We start from the raw sequence: 11,556 nt of genomic DNA, 5'->3' as shown, positions 1-11,556 counted from the left end.
TATGATATTTGAGATTAAATTAGGCAGTTAAACTCTTGTCCCCCCCTTCTTAAGGGGGGTTAGGGGGGATCGATCCGAGATTAGGAGGATGATGACCAAATTAAACGACTCGAATTTCCACCTACCTTACAACCCAAAACTCATCCCTATCGCCAAGGAACTTCGGAAAAATCCAACTCCAGCCGAAAAGAAACTTTGGGAAGATTTTCTCAGAAATTTCCCTTTTCGAGTTTTGAGACAGCGACCGATCGACAATTTTATTGTAGATTTTTATTGTGCTGCTTTAAGATTGGTAATTGAGGTTGATGGCGAGAGTCATTTTACCGAACAGGGGAAACAATATGATGCGGAAAGAACAGGGATTTTCGAGGGGTATGGACTGCAAGTTGTCAGGTTTACGAATGTTGATGTGTTGCAGTGTTTTGAGGGAGTTTGTCAGGAGTTGTTGGGTGCGTGCGATCGTCATTCTTAGGGGCAGATCCCCCCTAACCCCCCTTAATAAGGGGGGGACAAGAGTGCGATCGGGCATCTCGTAATAGTTAAGGCCAGATCCCCCCTAACCCCCCTTAATAAGGGGGGGACAAGAGTGCGATCGGGCATCTCGTAATAATTAAAGCCAGATCCCCCCTAACCCCCCTTATTAAGGGGGGGACAAGAGAGTTAGGTGGCGCTAAAAACAATTGCTAAAAATAGCGCCATATGGGAAAATATAAAATAATATAAAAATTGCGGAGTTATGATTCTTGGTAAATATTAAATGTCGGGGTATTACCTTCTCAAATATCGAAGCCGTAATCTTTGACAAAGACGGCACTCTAGAGGATTCTCAAGAATTTTTGAGACTCTTGGGAATTAAGCGAGCGCGCCTCGCAGACGCTCAAATTCCGGGCGTTGGAGAGCCTTTACAAATGGCTTTCGGTATCGAAAGCGGCAGCATCGACCCCACGGGCTTGCTAGCAGTCGGTAGTCGCAGGGAAAATGAGATTGTTGCAGCGGGATACATCGCCGAAACCGGCAGGGGATGGCTGGAATCTTTAACTATTGCGCGCCGCGCTTTTGACGAAGCTGACGAAATGTTTAAAAATAGTGCTGTTTCTCCTTTATTTGTCGGCAGTTTGGAGGTGCTGAAATATCTTTCGGAAGCGGGTTTAAAACTGGGAATTCTTTCGGCGGCTACGACGGAGGTTGTGCAGAAATTTGTGAAACACCACGCATTAGGTGACTACATTCAGTTAGAAATGGGAGTTGATTCAACGGTTCACAAACCCGATCCGAAATTGTTTTTGGAAGCTTGTGAGAAACTCGGAGTAAATCCCGCAGCAACTTTGATGGTGGGAGATTCAGCGGGCGATATTCAGATGGGTAAAAATGCGGGCGCGGCTGGCTGTATCGGGATTTGTTGGGGGAAGGCCCAGGTTAGTCATTTGGAAAATGCTGATGTGGCGATCGCATCTTTGGATGAAATTACAATTTTAGCAGATTGAGCAAACATCACATCGCCTGGGCAGGTTTTGCTTGGGAAAATCTCGCTTGTAGCCCAGGCCAGATCCCCCCTAACCCCCCTTAAGAAGGGGGGAACAAGAGTGTTCAAAGTCTCCCTTTTTTAACGGGGGGACAATAGTCTTCTGTTTCGTCCTCCCGTTAAGAAGGGGGCATAAGAAAGAGCATTCAAAGTCCCCCTTCTTAAGGGGGATTTAGGGGGATCTGGCCTCGGCTATAAGCGAGAGATACAAAGGTTTTTAATCTTAAGTTAACACGATAAAAAGCATTGGGGTGTCCCTACAGCTAACAACGCAAACCCAGAATTACGACATCTCTTTCAACACCGTCAAGTTCGGCAACTTGCGGCAGATATCCCCACCGCTGAAAGCCAAATTTCTCAAACAATTTTACACTCGGCTGATTGTGAGCAAAAATTATTCCGATGAGAGTTTTAAGCTTCAATTCTGGACTCCGCACAATTGCCGATTCCAATAAATTTTGTCCGATTCCGCAGCGTTGGCGATCGGGTGCGACGTAGATGCTAACTTCTGCTGTATGCTGATAGGCGGCGCGTCCGTAGAAAAGCTGAAAACTCAGCCAGCCAACAATATTTTGTTCTGATTCCATTACCAAAATCGGCCAGGAAGTGGGGCAGTGTTCTCTGTACCAGGGGAGGCGGCTTTCGACTGAGACTGGTTTTAAATCTGCTGTGGCCATTCTGCCCGGTATTGCTGCGTTGTATATTTGGACAATTGCTGGCAAATCGCTTTCTTCTGCGTCGCGGATTTTCATCGTTGGGTTGACTGTTGGCTGTTGGCTGTTGACGGTTGACTGTTGACGGTTGACTGTTGGCTGTTGACTGTTGACTGTTAACTAATGACTGTTGACTGTTAACTAATGAGTAATGACTAATAACTAATGAGTATTGTACAGTTCCATAATATCGCTGAGGGCCATGCGCGAATTTGCTCCCAAAGTTAGCGGCGATTTGTGTCCTCGCTGCAAGTGTTCTGCAGCGGCACAGCCAATCATTGCTGCGTTGTCCGTACAATATTTTAACGGGGGAAACAATACTCGCAAGTTGTGTTTTGCTGCTGCTGCTTGTAAATTTTTTCGCAGTCCGCTGTTTGCTGCAACTCCCCCACCCACTACAATAGTGGTCAGCCCGAAATTTACGGCGCAGTCGATCGCTCTTTTTGTTAAACCCTTGGCTACTGTTTCCTGAAAGCTGGCCGCAATATCATTAATTGTAGACGCAGGCAAGACGCCTTCCGCACCCACATTGTTATTTTGTTTCTTGAGTTTCTGTACTAATTGCAAAACAGCGGTTTTCAAGCCGCTGAAACTGCTGTCGTAAGGATGGTAGCCGCCACCAGGCAAGGAAATTCTGCCTTCTGGTAGAGGGTATGCTTGGGGATTGCCAAGGGCGGCCAATTTGTCAATCAGCGGTCCGCCGGGATATCCTAGCTGCAACAGTCTTGCAACTTTATCAAAAGCTTCGCCGGCGGCGTCGTCGCGTGTGTGTCCTACAGTTTCATAAACGCCGCAATCTTTGACATAAATAAAGCTAGTGTGTCCCCCGGAAACTAACAAACACAAAAACGGTGGCTGCAAGTCGGGTTCGGTAAGGTAAGAAGCGTAGATGTGCCCTTCGAGGTGGTGGACGCCTAAAAAAGGTTTTTGATGGACTATTGCCAAGCTTTTCGCCGCTGTCAGCCCGACTAACAATGCACCTACTAAACCGGGGGCACAAGTCGCTGCAATGCCGTCAATTTCTGACCAACTCAGGTTTGCTTCACCGAGACACTGGGCAATTACCTGATTGAGCATTTCTAGGTGACTCCGCGAAGCCACTTCCGGCACTACTCCGCCAAACTGCTCGTGGATTTTAATTTGCGATGCTACAACATTGCTGCAAACTTGACGATTCTTAACAATTGCTGCTGCTGTTTCGTCACAACTTGTTTCGATTGCGAAAATGGTTGCCATTAACTGGTAATTTTATTTGATAGGTTAGTTATTGCTAGCTTAACTAATTCGGCGCAAGTCCCCCGCTCTACCTGTACTCAGGTTATTGTTAAGGGATTTTTGCCCGATCGACAGGTAAGGCCATCATCTGATGCAATGAAGGAATATCCTTGCGGCATTGCTAGCTCAGCATTGACCTATCAAAACGCGAATCCCTCATTCTATTGGGATTTGCCGCATCAATGATGGATACTTTACACTGTCAACAAACACGGTAATCTGGGTTCCAGATTGGCAAGTTGAAATGCTTGTACAAAAACTTATTGTTTTGTAACAAAAGGAAACAATTCCATGCGACGATTGTTTGCTGCAATTTTAGTGTTGAGTGTCTGGTTCAGTTTTGCTCCAGTTGCTTCGGCTTACAATTTAGTGCCGTGCAAAGACTCTCCCGAATTCCAGGAACTGGCTAAAAATGCGCGTTCTACGAATGGCGACCCCGCATCTGCGAAAGCAAGATTCGATCGCTATTCTCAAGCTATGTGCGGCCCGGAAGGATACCCGCACTTAATCGTAGACGGTAACTTGAGCAGAGCAGGGGACTTTTTGATTCCTAGCATACTGTTCTTGTATATCGCAGGTTGGATTGGTTGGGTGGGCCGTTCTTATCTGCAAGTTACCAAAAAATCAGCAACTCCAGAGGAAAAAGAGATTATTATCGACGTTCCTTTGGCAATCAAATGTATGCTGAGCGGCTTTTTATGGCCTGTGGCAGCTCTCACATCAATCACCAGCGGTGAAATGTTTGCGAAGGAAGACGAAATTACTGTTTCCCCCCGCTAAAATAGGGAAATGGAGAAGCGCTAATAGCTAACAGTTAAGTAATTAACTGCAAATTAGCAATTAGGCGTAGACCGATCGGCAATTACCAACTGTCTCGAATTTTCAGGAGCAGAATTCATGCAATATTTTGTCAGGTTTCTTTCGACCGCACCAGTATTGGCTATCCTTTGGATATCTATTCAAGCTGCGGCTTTAATTGAATTTAACCGCTTTTTCCCAGACCTGCTTTTCCATCCGATGCCTTAAAAATTGAGGTAAATTAGGTTGCAAAACCTAGGGGTAAAAGTTGAGAGTTTTGATTTTTGAAGGATGAGTTACAGGTTAATTTAAAACTCAAATATCAAAACTCTCAAACCACACCAGTTGGTGCAAAACCAGCGCATAAATGGGTAAAAGCTAAGAATTTCAATTATTTAGTTATCAAATTAGTTCCAATGACTAATGATTAATGACTAATGATTAATGACTAAATGACTAATGACTAATATTGTGAATCGATGAAGTCTTATATCGCCGCAGCAATTCAAATGACTAGCTTGCCTGACCTGCAAAAAAATTTGGTTCAGGCAGAGGAATTAATCGACCTGGCAGTGCGTCGGGGTGCGGAGTTAGTTTCCTTACCAGAAAATTTCTCGTTTATGGGAGAAGAGGAGGAAAAGATTGCTTCAGCAGAGGCGATCGGACTCCAAAGCGAAAAATTCCTCAAAACGATGGCCCAACGGTTCCAGGTAACGATTCTGGGCGGCGGATTTCCAGTGCCGACTGCTGGGGGGAAGGTATACAATACTTGTTTGCTGGTAGACCCAAACGGCACTGAAGTGGCAAGGTACAAAAAAGTACATTTGTTCGATGTGGATGTTCCCGACGGCATTACTTACAGGGAATCGAACACAGTCAAAGCTGGTGAAGATTTGCCCCCTGTTTATGTGTCACCGGATTTGGGGACGCTGGGACTTTCGGTGTGCTATGACGTGCGGTTCCCGGAAGTGTACAGGCATTTGTCGTACAAGGGGGCTGATATTTTGTTCGTGCCGGCGGCGTTTACTGCTTACACTGGCAAGGATCACTGGAAGGTTTTGTTGCAAGCTAGGGCGATCGAGAATACTTGTTATATGATTGCCCCAGCACAAACTGGCCGCCACTACGGTCGCCGTCAAACTCACGGTCACGCGATGATTATAGACCCTTGGGGTGCCGTTTTGGCGGATGCTGGAGAGGAACCGGGTGTGGCGATCGCAGAAATTAATCCCGATCGACTAGAACAAGTCCGCCGCCAGATGCCGTCGCTGCAACACCGGGTTTTTATTTGAAGGAATTTTGAGATTAATTGGTCTGAAAATTTCAGTCCCCGTCAACGACAAGACCTGAAAAGTTTTTATTCTAGCGGGGAATTGTGTCGGTTCGTACACAAAAAAACTTAGATCGTGTGGGTGCGATCGACAACAATAAGCGGGTGGGGACGGATTTACGCCGATCGGTGAGTGATATTGTCGATCGAACGTGACTCTGGCCCCGACAGCTTAATATATTGTTTTTTCCCGCAGATGAACGGCCAATAACTCGCGATAAAATATCTAATGCAGGTTCAATGGGCGTGCACTTCTGCTAAAAGGCGAATTGGCGAAAGTAGAATTGCACGAAAAGCGTCTTTTTGGAGAAATGAAACACACTCTTTCGGTTTTAGTTGAAGATGAAGCGGGTGTCCTCACTCGAATTGCTGGTTTGTTTGCCCGTCGGGGTTTTAATATTGAAAGTCTGGCCGTTGGCCCGGCGGAACAAGGGGGAGTGTCTCGAATTACGATGGTTGTACCGGGAGATGACCAAATTATCGAGCAGTTGACAAAGCAACTGTACAAGTTGATTAACGTGCTTAAAGTTCAGGATATAACAGAAATTCCCTGTGTGGAACGGGAGTTGATGTTGCTGAAAGTTAATGCTGCTAGCGGGACGCGATCGGAGATAATTGAGTTAGCTCAAATTTTTAGAGCGCGAGTTGTGGATATTGGTGATGATACGCTGACATTGGAAGTTGTGGGAGATCCCGGTAAAATGGTGGCGATCGTCCAGGTTCTGAATAGATTTGGGATTAAGGAAATTGCTCGTACTGGAAAAATTGCCCTGACGCGCGAGTCGGGGGTCAATACTGAGTTTCTCAAGTCTTTGGAAGCGAAACTTTAAGGAAGTTGACGGTTGACTGTTGACGGTTGACTGTTGACGGTTGACTGTTGACGGTTGACTGTTAACCTTGAATTAAAGACACTTTTTATTATTATAAGGTCTAAAAGTTTATGCCAGTTCCTAATGAAGTTATAATTTTAGTGCCTGGTCTAAATACTCAAGAAAAAAATGAGTTTCTGGAAATTTTTTGTAGCTCTTTAAGCGAGCAGCTAGAGAGTTTTACTGTTCAAGAAAACGGTGAAATAAAAATAGCAGGACATACAGGAAAAAGATTTTCTATTTATAACAAACAAGAGTTGTACAAAACACTTGACATTTATGAAGCTTATTACATGGATGTATTCGCTAGTAATAAACTGAGTCAAAAAGATGAAAAAACTAAATTTATTAGAGGTGGTGAAGTATTGATATATTGGTTAATTTCTCCTATTTGGTTGTCCGTTAAGGAATCTCCTTCTTTATTTATATATTTTATTATTTCCGCTATTTTATTTACAGGTTGGTACTACGGAATTTTAGCGGCAGTTTTGATAGCTATAGGACAAACAAATAGTTTTTTTGGCGGGGCAATTCCGCTGGAGATGGCAAAAAAAATTGGATTTTTTGGTGAATCAATGAAAGGATGGTCTTTTTGGTTTTTTATTAGTATTTTATCAAGCTTTTTACCCATCAGTTCACTTATTGATATCTGTGAATTCTCCGCAGCCTATTTAGGGGAAGATACAGAGGGTAGTACAATCAGATCAAAGACTCGTGGTAGAGTATTAAATCTTCTCGAAGACGTATTGAAGAGCTCTAATTATGATAGAGCAACTATATTAGCTTATAGTTTTGGTGTGGCTGTGGCGACAGATACTCTGGCTGATTATCACAGAGAAAAATTTTTTCGATACATTACTTTAGGGGGAACTTTAAAGGTTTTATCTTATAAATCTAATTGGGGAGAGAGAGAAATAAATAAATGCTTAAACAATGCAACAATAACTACCTGGATTGACTGCTATTCTAATCAAGACTGGGTGGCTGCTAAGACTCCGTTACCTAAAGGAAGTTCCTCAGATAAAATGATTTACAAAAAAGTTTCGGCAAAATCTTCTTCTTTCCTCCAACGTTTCCTAGGAAAAACTCACGTTTGTTATTTTTATGACTCTAGCGTTTGGGAGACTATTATTGGGTAAAATTTATAACTTATGGAACTTTATAATACTAAATCCGGGTTGTCCACCCCCTTTATCATTCGGCGGTTGAACCGCAAAGAGAGTGACACGAAGTAGGCCGACGTAGACTCAAAGATAAAGGAGGTATTGAAGCCGGACTTGGTAGCAGACTCACTTCCACAGACAACTAGCCAGCTCTCTGTTTTTATTCCTAGAAACAGCAAACAGTCAACAGTCAACAGTCAAATCACCATTTAGGTTGACTTTCTATCAAAAGTGTGGCTGCGATGCTATCTATCGGCTTTGAGAAAAAGTATCCTTGTCCGTATTCGCATTGCAGAGCTCTGAGTAAATTAAGCTGTTCGCTGGTTTCGATTCCTTCAGCAATTACATCCATACCTAAATGACTGGCTAAAATTAAAATAGTCTGTACAATCGCTTCGTTGCCTTCATCTTCAGTCATGCGGCTGACAAAAGCTCGATCGATTTTTAAAGCATCAGTTGGAAAAGTGTGCAAGCGGCTCAAAGAAGAATAGCCAGTGCCGAAATCGTCAATATATAATTGAATTTCTAACTTTTTCAATTCCGCAAGGATAGCGACTGCTGATTCGGCATTTTCCATGATGACGCCTTCAGTAATTTCTAACTTTAAACTGCGGGGGTCAAGCTGAGTTTCTTGTAAAATTTCACGAATGCGATCGATTAAATCCGGTTGTTTAAATTGTTGGTTAGAAAGGTTGACGCTGACAGTCAACGGCGGATTTGCTGGGAATTTTTGGTGCCACTCGTGGATTTGACGACAAGCCGATCGCATCATCCACCAGCCCATAGGTATAATCAATCTAGTTTCTTCAGCTACTAAAATAAACTCGCCGGGAGATACGACACCCCGCTGCGGGTGATACCACCGGATCAGCGCTTCAAAACCGCTGATTTTACCGGTAACTAGAGAGACAATGGGCTGATAGTAAAGCTGAAATTCCTGGGAGTCTAAAGCGCGTCGCAGGTCGTTTTCCAGTTGCAAAAGGGCGACGGCGCGAGTGTGCATACTTAAGTCAAAAACTTCGTGGCGAGCTTTGCCCAATCCCTTAGCATGATACATGGCAGCATCTGCATCTCGGAGCAGTTCTTCAGGCCGATCGTACAAGATGGACAACGGGACATTGGAAACAGGAGAGTCGGAAGATAAGCAAGACAAAGAAGTTTCCCGATCGATATTTCCCAGATTTTCGGGACTCGACAGTTTGCTAGTTTCCGTTGGAGACGGAGGAAGACCAGAACAAACAATCCCAATGCTAGCACTGGTAAAAACTTGATACTCGTTAAGGTAAAAAGGCTCTGCTAGTTCTGCTTGCACTCGTTCGGCAATCTGGATCGCATCCTCGGTGCTTTTGATATTTTCCAGCAAAATAGCGAATTCGTCGCCCCCGAGACGGGCAACGGTATCTCCAGCGCGCAAACAGATTCCCAGGCGCTGCGCGATCGCGATCAGCAACCGATCGCCCACTAAATGCCCCAAACTGTCGTTAACAACCTTAAAGCGATCGAGATCGATAAACAGCACCGCAAACAAAATCTCGGGGCGGCGTTTTGAAAGATCGATCGCGTGTCCCAAGCGATCCATAAATAAAGATCGGTTGGGCAAACCGGTTAGCATATCGTGCAAAGCATCGTGTACTAACTTATCTTCTGCTATTTTGCGGAGGGTAATATCTTCGACAGTGCCTTCGTAATAAAGTAAATTTCCGTCAGGGTCGCGAACTGCCCGACCGTTCTCGGAAACCCAGATAGTAGTGCCGTCAGCGCGGTAAACTTGGGACTCGAACTCAGACACAAAACCGTGTTTTTCGATCGCGCGCAAAAACTCGACGCGCCGGTTGGGATCGACGTAAAGTTGGCGGTCTATGTCTTGGATATTCGCGATCAATTCGGCGGCCGACTCGTAGCCGTAAATTCTCGCCAAAGCAGGGTTAGCGCTGAGGTAGCGTCCGTCGGGCGTTGTCTGAAAAATGCCTTCGATCGCATTTTCAAAGATACTGCGGTATTTCTCTTCCGCCTGTTGCAGCGCGAATTCTGCCTGCTTGCGATCGGTGATATCCGTCAACGTGACGAGATAGCCTAGAACTTCACCGCTTTTGGTCATTTCTGGCACTGCTTGCCAAAAGACCCAGGTTGTGAAGTCACCCTTGCAAAAACGGTACTCTAACTTACAGGGCAACTGGTCTGTGACAGCGCGATACCACTGGCTCAAAACACGCTCGCGGTCTTCCGGATGCAAACTTTGCGCCCAACCTTCGCCTATTGCCTTTAGCGCAGTCAGTCCCGCCATCTCCAAAAATCGCTCATTGACGTACAAGCAATCTCCAGCAGCGTCGGCGCGGAAAATCCCCACCGGCAGTATTTTTGCCAAGGTGTAATAGCGGTATTCGCTTTCTAGCAGCGCGCTGGCAGCTACTTTAGTCTCTGTGATGTCAAACATGGCCCCCTGAAGAATGACAGACTTGCTTGCTTCATCGCGAACTGCGGTCGCTTGATCGCGGAACCAGACGACTCGACCGTTGCGGGCGATCGCGCGGTATTCTGAAACCAGCGACCCCTCGCAGAAGATATCTTCTCCATCAGTGAATTTCTGTGTGGCGTTTTCAACTAACACGCGGTCACGGTCTTCTGGATGAACGAGTTTCAGCCACAGGTCGGGATCTGCTCTCCATTCAGCTACAGAATAACCTAGAAAAGTCTCTATTTGCGGGCTGATGTAAAGTTTGGCAGCCTTGCGGTTGAGGGGAGAAATGTAGGTGACAGCGGGCATTTGTTCTACCAAGGCGCAGTATTTCGCTTCTACAGTGGACAGTGCAGCTTCTAGGCGCTGCCGCTCTAATTCGGCGGCGGCCCGTCCCGCAAAGATGCTGAGAATTAATCGGAATTTGGCAAGATGTGCTTCGACCAGGGGTCGATCGTGAAAAATACAAATAATGCCTAGAGGTTCCCCGTAAGAGTTTTTCAGCAAGACTCCCAGGAAACTGCGCGCACCTGTCACTATCGGTCTGCGGTCTTCTGGAAAGGTTTCCCAGAGGTAGTCGGGACACGAATACATTCCCGCCTCAAGCACCCGCGCTTCGGGAGTATTGGCGGTGTCGCACTCAAAGTTTGGCTGCTGCTGCTGTCCGTCGCTCCAAAAACTGATAAGTTGCAATCTATTGGCCGCAGCATTGGTGCGTGCCTTCGACTTAATCGATTTGGCAGCGACGGCGGTGCGAACTCCTAGTGCTGAGGCTAAGTGGCAAACTAAGGCATCAAAGAATTCAGCTCCCCCCGGCGAATCAGTAGCTGCTAGGATTTCGCCCAGCAAATGTTCCTCTAATTGCTCGGAAGCAGTAACTTTGGGAGGATTTTCGACATTCGGGCGATCGAGATTTTCCCCCATCGAACCCGAAATGCTCAGACTTAAGGTTTTGCAGGTTCCAGGCCCCACAATAGGTGAAGACTTCACAGTTAGCCGCTGTTGCTTCGCCAAGAAGACAGCGTGGCCAATACCTAAAACTTTACCCAAGAAGCTGTCAATTGCCGGCCACCGATTTGAGTTGGGAAAAATCAAAAAGTTTTTCCGCATTTTCAATCCCGCAGATAAATCGTCGGGCTTTAATTCTGCCAACTGCCGTTGCTCTTGGGCTAGCGGTAGACTAGATGGCCTTCGCTGCCACTTGAAATAAATCGCGGACACCAAGGCTAAAGTCGCCGATAATCCCAGAAGATATGCAAGAATCTCAAAGTAAAAAAATAAATCTAGCTCGAACATCGATTAGCACCGCTCGACAATTGTTGTAGTTATCTGAAGCCAATCTATTTAAAAATAACTAAGTATCGCCACGGATGGGTAACGAATACAAGGTCAGATCGCCCTGAAGGCGACAAGAGAGTTAACAGTTCACAA

At 45.6% G+C, this 11,556-nt stretch carries 10 protein-coding genes; 7 read left to right on the top strand and 3 right to left on the bottom strand.

Annotated elements, in window-relative coordinates:
* Positions 1–88 precede the first annotated feature (88 nt).
* Both QUB33_RS12765 and QUB33_RS12760 read left to right on the top strand, forming a co-directional pair.
* The gene (locus tag QUB33_RS12765; protein ID WP_333159538.1) at positions 89–472 is read left to right on the top strand and encodes an endonuclease domain-containing protein; all 384 of its coding nucleotides are present in this window, start codon (positions 89–91) and stop codon (positions 470–472) included.
* Between the two features lie 271 nt (positions 473–743).
* Positions 744–1,484: an HAD family hydrolase gene (locus QUB33_RS12760; RefSeq protein ID WP_333350901.1), complete on the top strand. Its 741-nt coding sequence runs from the start codon at positions 744–746 to the stop codon at positions 1,482–1,484.
* A 301-nt stretch (positions 1,485–1,785) separates the two neighbouring features.
* Here QUB33_RS12760 and QUB33_RS12755 read toward each other — a convergent pair whose 3' ends face one another.
* Complete coding sequence (locus QUB33_RS12755) at positions 1,786–2,274, bottom strand: N-acetyltransferase family protein (protein ID WP_333350898.1); 489 nt, start codon at positions 2,272–2,274, stop codon at positions 1,786–1,788.
* Positions 2,275–2,397: 123 nt separating this feature from the next.
* Positions 2,398–3,471: a tRNA (adenosine(37)-N6)-threonylcarbamoyltransferase complex transferase subunit TsaD gene (tsaD, locus tag QUB33_RS12750; protein ID WP_190738936.1), complete on the bottom strand. Its 1,074-nt coding sequence runs from the start codon at positions 3,469–3,471 to the stop codon at positions 2,398–2,400.
* Between the two features lie 330 nt (positions 3,472–3,801).
* Between tsaD and QUB33_RS12745 the strand changes: the two genes are divergently transcribed.
* From QUB33_RS12745 to QUB33_RS12725, 5 genes are all read left to right on the top strand, one after another.
* Positions 3,802–4,290, top strand: coding sequence for a Photosystem I reaction center subunit III (locus QUB33_RS12745; protein WP_190663882.1), 489 nt, complete (start codon positions 3,802–3,804; stop codon positions 4,288–4,290).
* A gap of 117 nt (positions 4,291–4,407) precedes the next feature.
* The gene (psaJ, locus tag QUB33_RS12740) at positions 4,408–4,536 is read left to right on the top strand and encodes a photosystem I reaction center subunit IX (protein WP_190739993.1); all 129 of its coding nucleotides are present in this window, start codon (positions 4,408–4,410) and stop codon (positions 4,534–4,536) included.
* A gap of 251 nt (positions 4,537–4,787) precedes the next feature.
* Positions 4,788–5,600, top strand: a complete 813-nt coding sequence (locus QUB33_RS12735; protein WP_333350893.1) for a carbon-nitrogen hydrolase family protein — start codon at positions 4,788–4,790, stop codon at positions 5,598–5,600.
* A 349-nt stretch (positions 5,601–5,949) separates the two neighbouring features.
* Positions 5,950–6,468 carry an acetolactate synthase small subunit gene (gene ilvN / locus QUB33_RS12730; RefSeq protein ID WP_039887977.1) on the top strand — a complete coding sequence of 173 codons (519 nt, stop codon included), beginning with the start codon at positions 5,950–5,952 and terminating at the stop codon, positions 6,466–6,468.
* Between the two features lie 110 nt (positions 6,469–6,578).
* On the top strand, positions 6,579–7,646 hold the full coding sequence (locus tag QUB33_RS12725; protein WP_333350890.1) for a hypothetical protein: 1,068 nt from the start codon (positions 6,579–6,581) through the stop codon (positions 7,644–7,646).
* A 226-nt stretch (positions 7,647–7,872) separates the two neighbouring features.
* Here QUB33_RS12725 and QUB33_RS12720 read toward each other — a convergent pair whose 3' ends face one another.
* Positions 7,873–11,421 carry an EAL domain-containing protein gene (locus tag QUB33_RS12720; protein WP_333350888.1) on the bottom strand — a complete coding sequence of 1,183 codons (3,549 nt, stop codon included), beginning with the start codon at positions 11,419–11,421 and terminating at the stop codon, positions 7,873–7,875.
* Positions 11,422–11,556: the final 135 nt, after the last annotated feature.

Source organism: Microcoleus sp. B3-A4 (genome assembly GCF_036705385.1).
Lineage (GTDB): Bacteria > Cyanobacteriota > Cyanobacteriia > Cyanobacteriales > Microcoleaceae > Microcoleus.
Note: the sequence above shows the minus strand (reverse complement) of the source record. Positions and strands in the feature narration are given on the sequence as shown.